This window comes from Tenacibaculum sp. TC6, assembly GCF_050606265.1.
Taxonomy (GTDB): Bacteria; Bacteroidota; Bacteroidia; order Flavobacteriales; family Flavobacteriaceae; genus Polaribacter.
The window spans coordinates 86,968-104,773 of sequence record NZ_JBOCUK010000005.1; the positions used below are offsets into that span (position 1 = coordinate 86,968).

Here is a 17,806-nt window from a genome sequence, read left to right on the forward strand (position 1 = left end):
GTCTTTTTTACAATACCTATTTCCCCTAAATTATCACTCCATGTTTCCCTTATATAATCGGGGTTTTACTAAAAAACATATAGTAAAACTCCTTATTTCACCACAATATTCCAACACTTAGTTTTGCCTCTAAATTTTTAAACTATTTTTAAAGTGAAACAAAAAATTACAATTTTCAGCATTCTTTTTATCGTATGCTTTCAGTCTGTTTTTGCTGACCCTATCAGCAAAGAAAAAGCAATTAATGTTGCTAATAAATGGACTACTTCTCAACTCTATAATTCCAGAAAACCCAGTAAAAAAATCACATCTGTTGAAGAGGTATATCACCAAAAAAAATTAGTGTACTTTGTTATTAACTACAGCAAAGGTGGTTTTGTAATTGTTTCGGCAGATGATACTACGAAACCTATACTTGCCTACTCTGATTCCAATTATTTTGATGTAGAAATTCAAAACCCAACCACTAAAGCCTTACTAGAGGCCTATAAAGATTTTGTTTTTGAAAACGCTAAAATTCAAAAAGCAAAAGGTACCCTAGCCAATAAAGGTTGGAATACTATCTTAACTCCTAAAGCAACTCAAAGAAGAGCGGCAGTTGTACCTCCTTTTATGAATGATATTTTATACACTCAATCTAACGGATTTGAAAAATATTGCCCTAGTAACAATGACGGCCAAGCTATTGTTGGATGCGTAGCTACAGCCATGGCTCAGGTAATGAGATACTGGGAATTTCCCACAAAAGGTGTCGGGCAAAAATCATATAATCATAATAAATACGGAAACTTATCGGTAAACTTTGAAGATCAGATATATGATTGGAATAACATGTCTAAAGTTAATGCCGATGATGAAAACGCAAAGCTTTCCTATCATTGTGGGGTGGCTGTTTCAATGAACTACGGAACCTCTGCCAATGGCGGATCAGGTGCTTATTCAGCTGATGCTCTCACCGCATTAAAAAAGTATTTTAAATATAACAACGGAGCCAGCATGGTTTACCGTTACAATTATTCAGATGAACAATGGAAATCACTCCTAAAAGAGCAACTAAATGAAAAAAGACCTGTTTTATACTCAGGAAGAAGTAAAAATCTTTTAGACCCGAATGCAGGTGGTGCCGGACATTTATTCGTTTTAGACGGATATGACACAACTGAACAAGGTGATTATTTTCATATTAACTGGGGATGGGCCGGTAGAAGTAACGGATACTTTTATTTAACCGAAATGATAACGCACGGAGGAAAATACAATTGGATAGACAATAATGCGATCATGATAAATGTATACCCTACTAATGTAGCTCCGCTTTTTACTTCTAAACCTATCAATACCATTAGAGTTAACAGTAACTACACATACCCTGTTACAGTAATAGATGAAAACCAAAAAGACAGTATTCAGGTTTCTTTAACTCAAGCCCCTTCTTGGTTAAATTTATCGAACAACAACGGAGCTTATATATTGCAAGGTACCGTGCCGGATAATGCCATTGGCTCACATAAAATATCCATAACAGCTACCGATGGCGTTAACACCTCTGTTCATGAATTTTCATTACTTGTTTTAGCCAATGATGACGTATTAAAAACTACAATTATTGATTTTGAAACCAATGATTTTAGTCAAGGAAATTTTCAACTAAATACATCTAACCCTTTTTCTATTGTAAATAACAACAATCATTACGCCCAAAATAGCGTTATTAATGACAACCAAGAAGCTACATTAGTGCTAAACCATATTTTTGAAGTAGCCACTACAGTAACTTTTGATTATTTTGTTTCTTCTGAAAGTAATTATGACTTCCTGATTTTTAAGATAGACGGTCAAGAACAACAAAAATGGAGCGGAGAACACAGTTGGGACACATTCAGCACAAACATTTCTGCCGGTAACCACGTACTAACTTGGAGTTATAAAAAAGATGCCTCTACTAAAAAAGGACTAGATGTAGCCGGAATTGATAATATTACATATCAAACCATCACAAAAGACACTGAATCCCCTAGCACTCCAACAGGAGTTATTGCAACAAATATCACTAATAACTCTGTACTACTATCTTGGAACGCATCTACAGACAACGGAAAAATTAAAGCCTATGAAATATATAAAAACAACGTATTAGTAGGCTCTGCAGAATCTTTACAGTATGAAGTTATAAATCTAACGGCTAACAGCAACTACACTTTTGCAGTGAAAGCAGTAGACTACGCAAACAACACTTCAGAAATGAGCTTACCCCTTAACGTAAAAACTTTAGATAGCAATCCTACAAATTATTGTATTTCAAAAGGAAATAACACACAATATGAATGGATACAACAAGTTTCATTAAGTGACATGATTAACAATAGCGGAGAAAACAAAGGTTACGGAAACTTTACTTCACTAACAGCGACAGTAACTTCTAATAAAACTTATGAATTATCAATTTTACCGGGGTTTAGTAACAGTGCCTATAAAGAATATTATAATATTTGGATTGATTACAACCAAAACGGAGTTTTTGAACAAGAAGAAAATGTAGCAACCTCTTCTTCTTCGGATAAAAACGCACTTACTTTTCAAATAACAATTCCTACATCTGCAAAATTAGGACTAACCAGAATGAGAGTTTCAATGAAATTCAACAGTACTAGTACCGCATGTGAATTATTTAATGATGGAGAAGTTGAAGATTACACCATAAACATTATACAAACTTCTCCTCGTCTTGAACATAAAAAAGAATCCGAGTTGTTATCAGATGTTTCTATTATTCTATATCCTAATCCGGTTAGTAAGGAATTACACATAACTCCTTCCAAAAAATTCGAAAATGCAAGTTTTGAAATCATCAATTCAAACGGAAAAATAGTAAAACAAGGGGCTTTATCTTCGATAGTTAATGTAGAAGGTCTTTCAACCGGAGCATACTTCTTAAGAATTTACAGCAACAGTAAACAATATTCATCAACCTTTATAAAAACTAGCAATTAATTTCATTGTCTATTATTGTTATTTTAATTTTAGAGTGCTTAGTTATACTAAGCACTTTTTTTATGAATAAAAAACAACTAATTATTAAACAAACAAAAGCCTCAATCAAAATTGATTGAGGCTTTTGTGGGGAGAGCAGGATTCGAACCTGCGAAGTCGTAAGACAACGGAGTTACAGTCCGTCCCATTTGGCCGCTCTGGAATCTCCCCTAGAGCGTTTAAAAAAGCTTCTTGAATTCAAGAAGCTTTCTCTGTGACCGGGCTGGGGCTCGAACCCAGGACCCTCTCCTTAAAAGGGAGATGCTCTACCAACTGAGCTACCAGGTCATTTTTACTTGCTTTAGCATGTCTGCGTTTGCGGGTGCAAATATAGAACCTTTTATTGATTACACAAACTTTTTTTTGAATAATTTCCTTAAAAATTTCATCTACTTTTTTACCTTTCTAAAAACCAGTTTTTTAGCTTACAAATCATTCAAATAGGCTTTTCTAACTTTTTTAAATAAGTTAGAAGAATACACAAAATTAACAACAGCTTCATTATCGGTTTTAAAAATTTCTTTACTACTTCCTTCCCATTCTTTTTTTCCATCTTGTAAAAAAACAATCTTCTCTCCTATTTCCATTACAGAGTTCATATCATGTGTATTAATAACTGTCGTTATTTTATACTCATCTGTAATTTCTTGAATCAAATTATCAATTACTATAGATGTTCTTGGATCTAAACCTGAGTTAGGCTCATCACAAAACAAATATTTAGGATTCATTACAATAGCTCTGGCTATAGCTACCCTTTTTTGCATTCCTCCTGATAGTTCTGCCGGAAATTTTTTATTTGAATTTTCTAAGTTTACCCTTTTTAGTACAAAATTTACCCTGTCTAACATTTCCTCATCAGGTTTTTTGGTAAACATTTTTAAAGGAAACATGACATTCTCTTCTACTGTTTGAGAGTCAAATAACGCACTTCCTTGAAAAACCATTCCTAATTCTTGTCTAAACTCTCTTTTGTCTTCAATTGTCATTTCCGTATTTACCCTGCCATCATATAAAATAGTGCCTTCTTCCGGAGTATGCAATCCTATTAATGATTTTAAAAAAACCGTTTTCCCGGAACCACTCTGACCTATAATTAAGCTGGTTTCTCCAGGGTTAAATGTGGTAGTAATACCTTTTAATATTTCTACTCCATTAAATCCTTTATGTAAATTTTTTACTTCAATCATTTTACGTCAATAACATTTGGGTTAAGAAATAATTTGCTATTACAATGATAACTATAGTCCACACTACCGATTGTGTACTTGCTTTTCCTACTTCAAGAGAACCTCCTTTTACATAATACCCATGATATGAAGGAACAGTTGCTATTAAAAATGCAAAAACAACAGTTTTTATTAAAGCGTACGTAATTAAAAACGGTTTAAAGTCCATTTGTACTCCGGTAATAAAGTCAACTCCTGAAAAAAGTCCTGAAAGTACACCGGCTATCCATCCTCCGAAAATTCCTAAAAACATACCTAATATGATTAAAAAAGGATAAAATAAAACGGTAGCTATAATTTTAGGCAACACCAAATAGTTAAGAGAGTTAATTCCCATTACCTCAAGCGCATCTATTTGTTCCGTTACTCTCATAGTTCCTATACTGGATGTGATATATGAACCTACCTTTCCTGCTAAAATAATAGAACAAAATGTAGGGGCAAATTCTAAAATCACAGATCGCTTAGAAGCAAAACCTATTAAACTTTTGGGTATAAACGGGCTTTCTAAGTTTAACGCTGTTTGTAATGCGATAACCCCACCGATGAAAAAGGAAATAAAAGCTATAATTCCAATAGATTTATGCCCTAACTCTTCTACTTCTCTTAGCAAAGCTTCTTTAAAAACTCTTGCTCTTTGTGGTCTGGTAAACACTTGCTTCAACATCATAAAATATTTACCAACGTGTTCAATATAATTCATGAATTAAAATTGATTTTTTCATTTGCTAATGTATAAAAAACCGTTAACTCTATCGATAATTATACGTTTAAGCTTTGTTTTTAATTACCTTTGGTCTTTTTATATCTTAATTCAAAATGAAGAAAAGTATTTCAATTTTAATAACTTCACTTTTATTGGTGAGTTCAGGTGTATTTGCACAAAAACAAGCAACGAAAAACCCTAAACTTGTAGTAGGAATCGTTGTTGACCAAATGCGTTATGATTATCTTGTTCGCTTTCAAAACAAATATGGTAATGATGGTTTTAAACGATTATTAAAAGATGGATTTTCTTTAGAAAATGCTCATTACAACTACATTCCTACCTATACAGCTGTTGGTCATACCTCTATTTTTACAGGAACAACTCCTTCTAATCATGGTATTATTGGTAATAATTGGTACGATAAATACGAGCAAAAATCTATTTACTGTGTTGATGATGATAAATATGCTACAGTAGGAAACAATGGTGATGGAGGAAAAAAATCTCCATATAGATTAGTTACGACTACAGTAACCGATCAATTACATTTAGCTCAAAACATGAAAGGAAAAACGATAGGAATTGCTATAAAAGATCGTTCAGCAATTTTACCTGTAGGTCATACTGCCAATGCTGCTTATTGGTTTGACGGAGGTTCAAAAGGGCAATGGATTTCTTCTTCTTACTATATGAATGAGCTTCCTAATTGGGTAGTTGATTTTAACAAGGCAAAAAAAGCGGACTTTTACTTAAGTAAACCTTGGAATACATTATATGATATAAAAACATATACTGAAAGCATTGAGGATGATAATGACTTTGAAGCTACTTTTAAAGGTGAAGACAAACCGGTTTTTCCTCATAATATTCCTGCTTTAAGAGCTGCAAATAATGATTACAGTATTTTAAAAGCTATTCCTGCCGGAAATTCATTTACGACAGATTTTGCTAAAGCAGCAATTATTGGTGAAAAACTAGGAGCATCTGCACATACCGATTTTTTAACATTGAGTTATTCTTCTACAGATTATGTTGGTCATCAATTTGGAGTAGCATCTAAAGAAATTGAAGATACCTACATTCGTTTAGATAAAGATTTAGCTGATTTATTTCAGTTTTTAGATTCAAAAATAGGAAATGGCAATTACACCGTTTTTTTAACTGCTGATCATGCAGCTACTCAAGTACCGGCATACTTACAATCGGTAAAAATTCCGGGAAACTATATTCAACCTGCTAAATTTTTAAATTTCCTTAAAGAGCAAACTAAGAAATATTTTAACTCTGAAGAGCTTATTGAGAATATGTCAAACTTTCAAATTTTCTTAAACAAAGAAAAAATTAAGGAGTTAAAGCTAGATTACGAAACCGTAGCTCAAACGCTGGCTAATGAAGCTATCAACTACAAAGGAATTTATAAAACAGTTACCGCAAAAACAATGCAAACAACAATGTTTACCAATGGTATCTTAAATTCATTACAAAACGGTTATAATCAGAAGTATTCAGGAGATGTATTATTAATCCCTAATCCTTCAACAATTATTTATCCTAAAAAAGGAACAACTCACGGATCTGGATATTCTTATGATACGCATGTACCTATCATTTTTTATGGTAAAGGAATTAAAAAAGGTACTTCTAAAAAGAAATATGAAATTATAGATATTGCTCCTACTATTGCTAACTTGCTTCAAATAGAATTTCCTAACGGAACCTCTGGAAAAATAGTTACGGAAGTTTTCAAATAAAAAAATTAAAAAAGCACTCTTTACAGAGTGCTTTTTTTCTACATTTCCCCTAATTAATTTGATATATATTACAATCTCCTTTTAATTTAAATTCAATTTGTTTTTTATTTTGTTAGTTTGGGTTGTTTAAGATGACTAATGCCCCTATTACTCCGGGTACCCAGCCACAAAGTGTTAATAGAAATACAATAACAATTGAACCACATCCTTTTCCAATAACGGCTAACGGAGGAAATAGTATAGCCAATAAAACTCGTAATAAACTCATAGTTGATTTTGTTTTTACTTAAAAGACGTTCAACTTGTAAGTTTGTTACAAAAAAAGATCAGATTACTTAAAGTAACCTGACCTTTTTATTTTCACTCAACTAACTCAAGATAAACCAATAAAATCTTTAAATCTTACTTCCTGAGTAATTTTATGTGTAAATTTTACATTAGTTTCCCAAAGAAAATAGCATTCATTAATAACTTATTGGTTCCAAACCAAAAACCTCTAAAGTTTGTATTATCTGTAAATACTAATACTTTTCCTTTTCCTAAACTTTGGCTTTTGAAAGGCACCGTATTTACTAAACTTTTTAAATTTTCTTCAGAAATATAGCCACTTAATAAAGGATTGGAAGTATATTGAATTGGGTTGTTATAACTTTTTTCATCGGGTTTCATAAATACCGTTGTATTCCTGAATAACGCTATTTTATCATTCTTATATCCAAAATTTATCGGATGCGATCTATCAATATTAGCTTCAAAAATAGCTCCACCAATTACTTGAGCTCCTGACACCAAGCTTTTATCTTCAAAAGATACATTTTTTACTATCTCTCTTTTAGGTTTATTAAAATCAACATGAATGTAATTTTGCCCTACAAACCATTTAACGGCATTTCTGTATCCAATCAATACACCACCGTTTCTTACCCATTTATCTATTTTACTCATTAATGCACCACTTAATAAGTTACTGTTAGGTATGATAATGGTGGTATATTTACTTAAATCTACCCTGCTACTATAATCGGTATCTAGCTTCGTTACTTTCATACCAAAACGCTCATCTAATAAATGCCATATTTCACCTGCATCATTACTTGTAACTCCATTTCCAACAATCATAGCAACTTTTGGTTTTGTGATGGCTCTGAAATTTCTACTTCCAAAATCCGGCCCTGCATTTAATCCTGTAGTTACACCTTCCATAATCAAATTATTCTCAACAGCTACTTCATTTAAATAAGTAAACAACTCTTCACTAGTCAGTTTTTGATTTTGTACAGGAATAAAAATAGTTCCATAATCATACGAAGTACCGTTATTCGTAAATTTCTTCATAGCCACTTTGGCACGTAATTCCTTTTCTAATATTTTATTCAACGCCTTAGAAGCATAATACTCATTCCAAGGTAATACATAGCCTACATTGCTTTTTCCATTTACTTTTCCTTCAGCTTTTTGCAAAACTTGTATTTCTTTTCCTGCTTTTGATAACGAAACATCTTTAGCAAAATCAACTCCAAAAGCGTAATTAAAAGTCCATGCAGAAATATCATAAAACAAGCTGTCTTTAAACTCTTTTCTTACGTCAAACATTGCTTTTACTAAACGATGATTTTTTTGATTTAACGGTACTACATAACTACTCTCTTTTGTAAACTTTTTTTGATCAGAAATGAAATCTGACGTTAACTCATGTACCCTTATTTGATGTCTTTTCAAAACTTCTGCTAAGTGATACGCTTTTGCCTTGTCTTTTTCATCTCCAAAAACAATAGCTTTATTTTCTTCTGAATTTCTGGATTGTTTAAAAAAGTCTTGCTGGTATGTTAAAATCTTAACACGCATTTTATTTGCAGCTTCTAATGTTGATAAAGCTGCTGTAAACTGATTTCTAATGGTAAACGGAAAGGTTAAAATACCATTTTCACTTTCTTGTGCATGTCCTCTTGAGCTACCTTGTTCAAAAAGAATTCCTATACTTCCGTTAATATCCGGAAATGTTGATCCTTTTCCGTAATAAAAATCGTCAAAGTCTTCTTCAGAATAGTATAATGAACCTAGCTTGTCAAATGCTTTCGCATGATAATTCCCTATTTCTTTTGTCAGTTCTTGATTTAACTCCGGAGTTAGCGGATTAGTTCTTTCCGGAATTCCCGGTTGAAAAAAGAAGGTTGAATTAGTTCCCATTTCATGATGATCTGTTAAAATATTAGGTAACCATTCATGAAACGTTTGTATTCTCGTTTTACTTTCCGGTAACTGTACCGGTAACCAATCACGGTTCATATCAAACCAATAATGATTAGTTCTTCCTCCGGGCCATACTTCATGATACTCTCTATCATTCGGATCAGGGTTTATATGTTGCGCCTTGTTGGTATTTGCCCAATAGGCAAAACGTTGCAATCCATCCGGATTCAGTGAAGGATCAAATAAAATAACGGTATTTTGTAGTAATTCTTCAATTTCATTTCCTTGAGCAGCCGCTAAATAATAAGCTACTGCCAATGCAGCATTAGACCCGCTGGGTTCATTTCCATGAATTGAAAACCCTTGATATACAACAATAGGTTCATTAGTAACATCAACCTTCTCATCGTCCGTTAATTTTAAATGAGTAGCCTTTATTGCGTCTATTTTAGCATGGTTTTTAGGCGAAGTTATGGTTAACAATAATAAAGGTCTTCCTTCATAAGTAGTTCCTCTGTCTTCTAAGGAAACTCTATCAGATGTCTTAGCCAAAACCTTCATATATTCAACTAACTTATCGTGAGTTATGTGCCACTCACCTATTTCATGTCCTACGATTGATTTTGGGGTAGGTATCTTGCTATAATATTGTATATTTTGAGGTAAGTAATACGATAAATCTACCTGAGCTCTTATACTTATGCTCAGAAAAAATAAGCAGAATAGTATTTTTTTCATCTATTTGGTTTATTGAAATGTTTTAGATCTCTTTTCTTTAAAAAAAACTTAATTGTATTAATTATTCTGCTAAAGATACTCATTACGAATTGTATATCTTTTTCACCTTTCTTTTTAACGTAATTTTAAGATTTTCTCTTAATGAATAACTTCCTTAATTTACGTGTTTACTCTTCACATAATTTGATTTTATACACTGAAAAAGTAGGGTGTTTTATTATTTAGCTGTCTTATCAAGAAAAAGGTTGTTATTTTAATGTAGTGTTTTAAAAACTATGAAATTTTATAATTATACCTACTATGACCAAAAGCAGCCTTTATTGGCTGCTTTTTACATTTTTAAAAAGTCTTTTTTCTAGTATTTGAACCTCTTAGCTAATCTTTTATACTTCTGATTATTTTATGTTCTTTACTTGTTCATTTATATATAAAGATGTAACTTCCAGCATATTTTTTGTTGAAAAACAATAATTACATACGAAGTTAGCTAAGTATGCTAAAAATAGACAACGCATTTAAAAAAATAATCATGGAAGCATTTGACACTTTATTGGAAGGTATAAATGAGTTAAAAAAACAAGGATATACAGAAGATTTCAACTTAAAACAAAACTGCCTTGAATGCAGAAATGGAGAGTATAAAGTTTTTCATGACGAGTTTGAAATTGACAACTATTTTCGTTTTGAAGGAGATTCTAACCCTGATGATTCATCAATTTTATATGCAATTTCTTCAGACAAGTATCAACTTAAAGGCATTATGGTTAATTCCTACGGAATTTATTCAGAAGAAATCGCCGATGAGATGTTAGACAAATTAAAGACACATAAAAAAACCTCACTTTAAAGTGAGGTTTTTTATGTGTTATAGTCTTTCTTATAAAATTACGCTTCTTGTAATTTCATATCAGTACTTTCAAAAATTTTGTCGGCAGATCCTGCTATAAACCCTGAATATAACTCTCCGTTTGCCATTGGGTAACGGAATGCAAATTCATAATAACAAGACGTAATTTCTTTAGTTGTCTCTTTAAAATCAACCGGAATTCTATCTGCTAAAACACTTGATTGTTCTAATAATTCTGCAGGAGTTCCTTTTATTTCACCTCCTGAAGTATTCATTTTAAATCCGTTTTCTTTTAAGAACTCATTAACCTCCTGTAACGATTCAAAAGTATCTAATCTGTTTACATCTACGGTAAAGTGATTTGAACAAAAACCGTTTACATATAACCAAGCAGCATATTCAGTTTCTTCTTGTAATTTTTCGTACACTTCATAACTTGGTTGTTCCCATAAACGTCCTTTAAAAACCAATTCGTCAGAGCTTAACTCTTCAGCAGGAATACTATCAATCATTTTCTTAACCTCAGCCTGTAACTCTGGTGAAAACTCTCCTGTTTTTAATTGGCTAATGAATACTCTTGGAGCATCTTTATCTGTTGCGTGTTCAAAATGCTTAGCATATAACTTTTTAGCCTCAAAAACATAATCTCCTTTTTCTTGATATCCAGCTTTAATAAAAGGAACCGCTAATACATCAATATTTACTCTTTCATCATCAAAAGTTCTAAAAGCAACATGGTCATTATAAACCGTATTTCCTTGCTGAGTGAATATTTCTTTTATTTTTTGTGCAGAAGGAGTTCTTTCAGTGTACTCTTTCCATAATTTATCAAAAATTTGTGTTGTATTCATGTTGTAAAATTTTCGACAAAAATAAATCGTATTTCTTTTAAAAACACTTAATTATAATTAATTTTACACTCTAAAATATAATTTTATGTTATTTTAATTATAAAAAAACAAATAACAAACAAAATTGATTTTTTATATTTAAAAAAATACGGAATGGATAATCAATTTGATTATATAGACAAACAAATACTCACTAAACTCCGTTTAGATGCACGAAAAGCTTTTTCTCAAATTGCGGAAGAACTGAATGTTTCTAACTCTTTAATACATCAAAGAATAAAAAAATTAACGAATGAGGGTGTTATAAAAAAAGCGGAATTTATTTTAGATGAAAAGAAGTTAGGGTACAAAACAAAATCTTTTACCGGTATTCGATTACGTGAAGCTCGCTTTGCTAAAAGTGTTATGAAAGAATTAGAAAAAATTGAAGAAATTGTGGAATGTAATTTCGTTTCCGGAAATTATGCCATTTTTATTCTCATCTTTGCTAAGGACAATGAGCATTTACAAAAAATTTTATACGATAAAGTTCATTTAATAAACGGTGTGGCAGGTACAGATACCTTTATTTCATTTGACACTTGCTTTAAACGTAATATTCTTATTAAATAATACCATGGATAACACTAAACTAAACAGCTTACACAACTCTTTAGAAGGCGAATTATTTTATGATAATTTACATAAAAACATTTACGCTACAGATGCTTCTGTTTATCGTAAAATTCCTTTAGCTGTAGCCTATCCTAAAAATAAAGAAGATATTAAAAAGCTGATTGCTTTTGCTACTCAACATAAAATTACTTTAATACCTCGTACAGCCGGAACTTCGTTAGCCGGTCAGTGTGTAGGAGACGGAATAATTATAGACGTTTCAAAATACTTTACCAATATGTTAGCTTTTGATGAAGCTAAAAAAACAATTACTGTTGAGCCCGGTATTATTAGAGATGACTTAAATAGGTTTCTAAAACCTTATGGTTTGTTTTTTGGACCTAATACCTCAACATCTAATCGTTGTATGATTGGCGGAATGGTTGGTAACAACTCTTCCGGGAGCACTTCTATTCGCTATGGAGTAACTCGTAATAAAGTTATTGCTATTGAAGGCTTATTAAGTGATGGTAGTGAGGTTACATTTTCTGAAATTACATCACAGGAATTTAAACAAAAAAAGGCTGAAAATTCTTTAGAAGGAACCATTTATAAAGCTATTTATAATGAATTATCTCAAAAAGAAATTCAGGAAGAAATACAAAAAGAGTTTCCTAAAGAAAGTATTCACAGAAGAAATACCGGATATGCCGTTGATGAATTTTTAACTTCTGATTTATTTGGCGGAAATGAACCCACTATAAATCCTGCAAAATTTTTATCCGGCAGTGAAGGAACTTTAGCTTTTTCTACAGCTCTTACCATTCAACTGGATGATTTACCACCAAGTCAAAGCATTATGGTATGCCCACATTTTACCAGTGTAAATGAAAGTTTAAAGGCTACCGTTACCGCCATGAATCACAATTTATATACTTGTGAACTAATGGATAAAGTAATTTTAGATTGCACAAAAAACAACCGTGAACAAGCTAAAAATCGTTTTTTCTTACAAGGTGATCCGGAGGCTGTTTTAATGTTAGAAGTGAGTGCTGACACCATTGAAGAAGCTGAAATTTTAGCAGATGTCTTAATTTCTGATTTACAAAAAAATGGTTTCGGATATCATCATCCTAAAGTATACGGTAACGATATTCATAAGGTTCATGAATTACGAAAAGCAGGTTTAGGATTATTAGGTAATATGGTCGGTGATATGAAAGCGGTGGCTTGTATTGAAGATACTGCCGTAGCTTTAGAAGACCTTCCTGCCTACATAGATGAGTTTACACAACTCATGACCAAATACAAACAAGAGGCTGTTTATTATGCACATGCAGGAGCAGGTGAACTTCACTTACGTCCTATTCTTAACCTAAAAAAGCAAGAAGATGTTGTTCTCTTCAGAAAGATTACAACAGAAACTGCTCAGTTAGTAAAAAAATATCAGGGTTCTTTTAGTGGTGAGCATGGTGACGGAATTGTTCGCGCTGAATTTATTCCGTTAATGATTGGTGATAAAAACTATCAACTATTACGAAGAATCAAAAAAGCATTTGATCCAAATAACATATTCAATAAAGGAAAAATTACTGATGCTTTTCCTATGGATCAAAGTTTACGTTATGAAATAGACAGAGATGAGCCTGAAATTGAAACTATTCAGGATTTTTCTGACAGTGAAGGAATTTTAAAACTAGCTGAAAAATGTAATGGTTCCGGTGACTGTAGAAAATCTCCGGAAGCCGGAGGAACTCTGTGCCCTAGTTACCGTGCTACTCGTAATGAAAAAGAAACTACGCGTGCCAGAGCTAATACCTTACGTGAAGTTTTAACCAATAACACGGCTAAAAATAAGTTTGATTCTAAAGAACTTAAACAGATTCTGGATTTATGTTTGAGTTGTAAAGCTTGCGCCAGTGAATGTCCAAGTAATGTTGACATTGCTTCTATGAAAGCAGAATTTTTATATCAATACCAAGAAACTAACGGATATTCTTTCAGAAGTAAGTTATTTGCCAACAATGCAAAATATAATAAGTTAGGTAGCAAATTTCCTGCACTAACAAACTTCTTTACCAATACTACTTTGGCTAAAAAAATAATGGGAGTTGCCATACAGCGTACGGTTCCTAAACTGGCTAAACAAACTTTTGAAAGTTGGTTACACCATCAAAAAGAGAACACAATCTCTACTGAAACGCTTCATAAAACCGTGTACTTATTCAATGATGAGTTTACTAATTTTTATGATACTGAAATTGGTAAAGATGCAATGTATGTACTTAAAAGATTAGGATATCAAGTAAAAACAGTTCAACATGAAGAAAGTGGTCGTAGTTATATTTCAAAAGGTTTTTTAAAGGAAGCTAAAGAAATAGCTAATAAAAACATTGCTATTTTTAAAGAACTTATTTCTGAAAACACTCCATTGATAGGTTTAGAACCTTCAGCTATTTTAACTTTTAGAGATGAATATATTCGTTTAGCCAATAACAAATCTGATGCTGAACTGATTGCAAAAAACACGTTTACTATTGAAGAATTTTTGGCAAGTGAACATCAAAAAGGGGCTATTAATTCAACTGTTTTTACACAAGAAACTAAAGAATTAAAAATACACGGTCATTGCCATCAAAAAGCATTATCCAGTACTCATGCTTCCTTTAGTATTATAAATATTCCTAAGAATTATAAAGTTACTATTATGAATACAGGTTGTTGTGGAATGGCCGGTTCATTTGGTTATGAAAAAGAACATTACAAGGTAAGCATGCAAGTAGGTGAAGATACTTTATTTTCTAAAGTACGTAATTGCAGTGACATTACAGAAATTATTGCTGCCGGTACCAGTTGCCGTCATCAAATTTATGATGGTACTAAACGTATTGCTAAACATCCGATAACAATCCTAAAAGAAGCTTTAGTATAATTTTTTACTTTTAAAAAGGCTTAACATATAGTTGTTAAGCCTTTTTAAATCAACCCAAATACAAACCTAATTATCAATAGGTTATATTTAAAATATTTTGTATTTTTAGATATTGTGTAATTTAAAATTTACCACATATGTCTAAAAGTAAAATAATTCTCAACAATGCTTTACTTATTTTTGCCGGCATAGCGGGGTACTTTCTTCTAATGAAAATCTTGGGTTTGGATAGCATTCCTGAATTACGTTTTTTAAATTTTGTTTTTGTGCTTTGGGGAATTAACAGAGCTATAAAAACAAATATTAAAACCAATCAGGAAACCTTATACTTTCAAAATTTTTTAATTGGAACGGGTACCTCTATTTTAGCCGTAGGCATTAGTATTCTAGGACTCATTATTTATGTTTCTTTCTTAGATGGTTCATTTATAAAAGTTCTGGAAAACTCATCTTTTTGGGGTAAAGACTTAAGCTTACCTTTAGTTATTTTTGCTCTAGCAATTGAAGGAATAGCTTCTTCTGTTACCTGTGCTTTTATACTTATGCAGTATTATAAAAATTACAAGTTAAATAACACTGCTTTAGTATAAACTTTATTAACACTTAAAAAGCCCGGTTAGATAAACTAACCGGGCTTTTTATAACACTTCTTTATTTATTTTTCTTAAGGAGTTAATACCTCTTCTTTTGCCATTAAACCAAAAAATTTATCAAGGTTTGGTAAAATCATAATTTTAGTACGTCTATTTCTAGCTCTGTTTTCACTTGTATTATTTTCTACTAATGGTACAGATGATCCTCTTCCAGCGGCAATTAATCTTTCTGATTCAATTCCGTATTTCTTTTCTAATACACGTACAATTGATGTTGCTCTTTTTACACTTAAATCCCAGTTATCTTGTATTACATCGTTATGAATAGATCTTGAGTCTGTATGACCTTCAATCATAACTTCCATACTTGGTTCAGACTTTATAATGTCTGCTAATTTTTTAAGGATTTTGTAAGCTTTTTTACTTACTTTATAACTTGCAGTATTAAATAACATTTTATCTGATACAGAAATCATAACTACTGTATTGTCTATATTGATATTTACATCATCAGAATTTTCTAAATCAGATGTATCTATAGATTGCTTTAATTTGTAAGAAACAGCTAAATTCATTGAATCTTGTAAAGTTTTAGCTTTAGCTAACTCTGCTTGATCAACATTTTTTAAGGTTTCTCTCATTTTCTTTTTCATTGAATTAGAAATTACAGCATTTCCTACAACATCTAATTTTATATCATTTTCTTTCTTTAAATCTGAGTTAAGATCTTGTAATGAATTTATTTTTTCATTATAATTATCAACTCTTTTTTCAATTTTAGCAAATTTTTCTTCCAATTGCTCTTTCTCTAGCATTGTTTTTTGTAATGTTCCTCTGGTATCATTATACCTTTGTTCTAAAGCTACATATTTTTTTTTAGACACACATGATGTTGCCAATACTGCTGCTGTTACAAATAGCGCTAGTTTTTTCATTATTGATAGTTTTTAATTGTTTAAACAATTAAACTCTCATTTTTCAGTTTTAGTATAATTTATGGCTAATTATTATGTCTTATTTTTTAGATTTTTTGCCTTGTTTTGCTATTAAAACCTGAAAACCATACTGCTATACCTTTTCTATTTTATAGATTTCTTCACAAATAAATTTTTCAAATTCTTGTTCTCTGTAAAGCTCATGATTTCCCTCTTTAAAAATAGCCGTGGTGTGTAATAATTCGAACCACTTTTTATCCGGCGTTAATAAATCATTGGTTCCATAATATAAATAAACCGAACATTGGGGTTTTACAACTTCATACCGAAGTCGTGTTGAAGAAATACAATATAATTGTGTTACTGTGCTTGTTGTTTTTAATGCATATTTCCAAGCAATGGTTCCTCCAATACTAAATGCTAAGAGAATACTATTAGTATTTTTTTCTAATTCACTTAATTTATTAACTGCTTTTTCGATTCCTCCCTCTACAAATTGTTTATGTAACTCTTCTTGATTTTGTGGTTTTGTTTCAATTTCAATACCTGCTAACTCACAGGAATCATAGAAAACAACTTCAAATTTAAGCGTAAGTTTTTCAACATAACTTTCAATCCACTTTGCATTTGATTTTCCCCATAAGTCTGAAAGGATAACTAATCTCTTTTTACTCATATAACTTTATAAAAAAAGCACACAAGATACTCATCTTATGCGCTTTCCAAATAGACTTTTGTTTTCCTTATCTCTGTTCAGGAAAAATGATTTTTTCTAAATCTTCTTTTTCCTTTTTAATCTTTTCTCTTTGTTTCTTTATCTTTTCATCTAAGTCGTCCAATTTTTCTTTTACTTTATTAAGTACTTCTTCTTTTTGTTGAACTTCTTCATCACTAAGTGTTTTATTCTTTTTAGCTTCTTCTAACCTTTCTTTTGCGGCTCTTTCTTTCTCTCTACCTATTAAAAGAATATCTTCACTTCTACTTACTCTTTCTTCTTGCTCTTTAATTTTGTTTTTTGCTTCTTCTGAACGTAATTTACCAAACTCTCTTCCGCTCATATCTCCTTTATTGCGTCCATAAGCATTTCCTTTTCCTTTGTGTTCATCTTTATCTTTCTTTCCATTCCCTACTCTATCTCCGTCTTGCTCTTTTTCTTTATGCTGCTTCATTTCTTCTCCTTTTCCATGCTCTTTCATTTTATCTTTCATCTCTTTACCTTTCTCCTTAGCTTCTTCAACTTCTTGCTCTACTTCTTCAGAAACTTCTTTTACTTTTTCTTTTTTAGCCTTATTAGCATGTTTATTAGCTTTTTCATGCCCTTTTCCTTGAGCAAAAGCATTTTGTACTCCTATACATAAGAAAAGTACGAATAACGATGTTATGATTTTTTGTTTTCTCATTTTCTTT

14 protein-coding genes and 2 tRNA genes are annotated in these 17,806 nt (G+C 31.5%); 6 read left to right on the forward strand and 10 right to left on the reverse strand.

Going from position 1 to position 17,806, the window contains the following annotated elements; genetic code table 11:
• Positions 1–153: 153 nt before the first annotated feature.
• On the forward strand, positions 154–2,991 hold the full coding sequence (locus ACQY1Q_RS04275; protein ID WP_431004054.1) for a C10 family peptidase: 2,838 nt from the start codon (positions 154–156) through the stop codon (positions 2,989–2,991).
• Between the two features lie 127 nt (positions 2,992–3,118).
• Here the strand turns inward: ACQY1Q_RS04275 and ACQY1Q_RS04280 are convergent.
• The 4 genes from ACQY1Q_RS04280 to ACQY1Q_RS04295 all read right to left on the reverse strand — a co-directional run bounded on the left by ACQY1Q_RS04280 (position 3,119) and on the right by ACQY1Q_RS04295 (position 4,962).
• A tRNA-Tyr gene (locus tag ACQY1Q_RS04280) sits at positions 3,119–3,201 on the reverse strand.
• Positions 3,202–3,245: 44 nt separating this feature from the next.
• Positions 3,246–3,318 (reverse strand) — tRNA-Lys (locus ACQY1Q_RS04285).
• A 137-nt stretch (positions 3,319–3,455) separates the two neighbouring features.
• The gene (locus ACQY1Q_RS04290) at positions 3,456–4,220 is read right to left on the reverse strand and encodes an ABC transporter ATP-binding protein (protein WP_431004055.1); all 765 of its coding nucleotides are present in this window, start codon (positions 4,218–4,220) and stop codon (positions 3,456–3,458) included.
• A gap of 1 nt (position 4,221) precedes the next feature.
• On the reverse strand, positions 4,222–4,962 hold the full coding sequence (locus ACQY1Q_RS04295; protein WP_431004056.1) for an MlaE family ABC transporter permease: 741 nt from the start codon (positions 4,960–4,962) through the stop codon (positions 4,222–4,224).
• A gap of 116 nt (positions 4,963–5,078) precedes the next feature.
• Between ACQY1Q_RS04295 and pafA the strand changes: the two genes are divergently transcribed.
• Positions 5,079–6,719: an alkaline phosphatase PafA gene (gene pafA / locus ACQY1Q_RS04300; RefSeq protein ID WP_431004057.1), complete on the forward strand. Its 1,641-nt coding sequence runs from the start codon at positions 5,079–5,081 to the stop codon at positions 6,717–6,719.
• 112 nt (positions 6,720–6,831) lie between these two features.
• On the opposite strand, the gene ACQY1Q_RS04305 is transcribed toward pafA, so the two are convergent.
• Together ACQY1Q_RS04305 and ACQY1Q_RS04310 are read right to left on the reverse strand one after the other, a co-directional pair.
• Positions 6,832–6,987 carry a YqaE/Pmp3 family membrane protein gene (locus ACQY1Q_RS04305; protein WP_431004058.1) on the reverse strand — a complete coding sequence of 52 codons (156 nt, stop codon included), beginning with the start codon at positions 6,985–6,987 and terminating at the stop codon, positions 6,832–6,834.
• A 164-nt stretch (positions 6,988–7,151) separates the two neighbouring features.
• Positions 7,152–9,647 (reverse strand): M14 family metallopeptidase, encoded by a 2,496-nt coding sequence (locus ACQY1Q_RS04310; RefSeq protein WP_431004059.1) that lies wholly within the window; start codon positions 9,645–9,647, stop codon positions 7,152–7,154.
• A 529-nt stretch (positions 9,648–10,176) separates the two neighbouring features.
• Here ACQY1Q_RS04310 and ACQY1Q_RS04315 point away from each other — a divergent pair.
• Positions 10,177–10,494, forward strand: coding sequence for a phosphoribosylpyrophosphate synthetase (locus ACQY1Q_RS04315; RefSeq protein WP_431004060.1), 318 nt, complete (start codon positions 10,177–10,179; stop codon positions 10,492–10,494).
• A 38-nt stretch (positions 10,495–10,532) separates the two neighbouring features.
• On the opposite strand, the gene ACQY1Q_RS04320 is transcribed toward ACQY1Q_RS04315, so the two are convergent.
• Positions 10,533–11,345, reverse strand: coding sequence for a DUF1338 domain-containing protein (locus tag ACQY1Q_RS04320; RefSeq protein ID WP_431004061.1), 813 nt, complete (start codon positions 11,343–11,345; stop codon positions 10,533–10,535).
• A gap of 153 nt (positions 11,346–11,498) precedes the next feature.
• Between ACQY1Q_RS04320 and ACQY1Q_RS04325 the strand changes: the two genes are divergently transcribed.
• The 3 genes from ACQY1Q_RS04325 (at position 11,499) to ACQY1Q_RS04335 (ending at position 15,461) form a co-directional block, all read left to right on the forward strand.
• Positions 11,499–11,957: an Lrp/AsnC ligand binding domain-containing protein gene (locus ACQY1Q_RS04325; RefSeq protein ID WP_431004062.1), complete on the forward strand. Its 459-nt coding sequence runs from the start codon at positions 11,499–11,501 to the stop codon at positions 11,955–11,957.
• A gap of 4 nt (positions 11,958–11,961) precedes the next feature.
• Positions 11,962–14,871 (forward strand): FAD-binding and (Fe-S)-binding domain-containing protein, encoded by a 2,910-nt coding sequence (locus ACQY1Q_RS04330; RefSeq protein WP_431004063.1) that lies wholly within the window; start codon positions 11,962–11,964, stop codon positions 14,869–14,871.
• A gap of 137 nt (positions 14,872–15,008) precedes the next feature.
• Positions 15,009–15,461 carry a hypothetical protein gene (locus tag ACQY1Q_RS04335; RefSeq protein WP_431004064.1) on the forward strand — a complete coding sequence of 151 codons (453 nt, stop codon included), beginning with the start codon at positions 15,009–15,011 and terminating at the stop codon, positions 15,459–15,461.
• 74 nt (positions 15,462–15,535) lie between these two features.
• Here the strand turns inward: ACQY1Q_RS04335 and ACQY1Q_RS04340 are convergent, their stop codons facing one another.
• The 3 genes from ACQY1Q_RS04340 to ACQY1Q_RS04350 all read right to left on the reverse strand — a co-directional run bounded on the left by ACQY1Q_RS04340 (position 15,536) and on the right by ACQY1Q_RS04350 (position 17,799).
• The gene (locus ACQY1Q_RS04340; RefSeq protein WP_431004065.1) at positions 15,536–16,399 is read right to left on the reverse strand and encodes an OmpA/MotB family protein; all 864 of its coding nucleotides are present in this window, start codon (positions 16,397–16,399) and stop codon (positions 15,536–15,538) included.
• A gap of 133 nt (positions 16,400–16,532) precedes the next feature.
• The gene (locus tag ACQY1Q_RS04345; protein WP_431004066.1) at positions 16,533–17,075 is read right to left on the reverse strand and encodes an alpha/beta hydrolase; all 543 of its coding nucleotides are present in this window, start codon (positions 17,073–17,075) and stop codon (positions 16,533–16,535) included.
• Between the two features lie 67 nt (positions 17,076–17,142).
• Positions 17,143–17,799 (reverse strand): hypothetical protein, encoded by a 657-nt coding sequence (locus ACQY1Q_RS04350; RefSeq protein ID WP_431004067.1) that lies wholly within the window; start codon positions 17,797–17,799, stop codon positions 17,143–17,145.
• Positions 17,800–17,806 lie beyond the last annotated feature (7 nt).

Excerpts from the sequence above, each read along its gene's own strand:
- ACQY1Q_RS04290 (WP_431004055.1), bottom strand. The coding sequence starts at position 4,220 with ATGATTGAAGTAAAAAATTTACATAAAGGATTTAATGGAGTAGAAATA.
- ACQY1Q_RS04295 (WP_431004056.1), bottom strand. The coding sequence starts at position 4,962 with ATGAATTATATTGAACACGTTGGTAAATATTTTATGATGTTGAAGCAA.
- pafA (WP_431004057.1), top strand. The coding sequence starts at position 5,079 with ATGAAGAAAAGTATTTCAATTTTAATAACTTCACTTTTATTGGTGAGT.
- ACQY1Q_RS04305 (WP_431004058.1), bottom strand. The coding sequence starts at position 6,987 with ATGAGTTTATTACGAGTTTTATTGGCTATACTATTTCCTCCGTTAGCC.
- ACQY1Q_RS04310 (WP_431004059.1), bottom strand. The coding sequence starts at position 9,647 with ATGAAAAAAATACTATTCTGCTTATTTTTTCTGAGCATAAGTATAAGA.
- ACQY1Q_RS04315 (WP_431004060.1), top strand. The coding sequence starts at position 10,177 with ATGGAAGCATTTGACACTTTATTGGAAGGTATAAATGAGTTAAAAAAA.
- ACQY1Q_RS04320 (WP_431004061.1), bottom strand. The coding sequence starts at position 11,345 with ATGAATACAACACAAATTTTTGATAAATTATGGAAAGAGTACACTGAA.
- ACQY1Q_RS04325 (WP_431004062.1), top strand. The coding sequence starts at position 11,499 with ATGGATAATCAATTTGATTATATAGACAAACAAATACTCACTAAACTC.
- ACQY1Q_RS04330 (WP_431004063.1), top strand. The coding sequence starts at position 11,962 with ATGGATAACACTAAACTAAACAGCTTACACAACTCTTTAGAAGGCGAA.
- ACQY1Q_RS04335 (WP_431004064.1), top strand. The coding sequence starts at position 15,009 with ATGTCTAAAAGTAAAATAATTCTCAACAATGCTTTACTTATTTTTGCC.
- ACQY1Q_RS04340 (WP_431004065.1), bottom strand. The coding sequence starts at position 16,399 with ATGAAAAAACTAGCGCTATTTGTAACAGCAGCAGTATTGGCAACATCA.
- ACQY1Q_RS04345 (WP_431004066.1), bottom strand. The coding sequence starts at position 17,075 with ATGAGTAAAAAGAGATTAGTTATCCTTTCAGACTTATGGGGAAAATCA.
- ACQY1Q_RS04350 (WP_431004067.1), bottom strand. The coding sequence starts at position 17,799 with ATGAGAAAACAAAAAATCATAACATCGTTATTCGTACTTTTCTTATGT.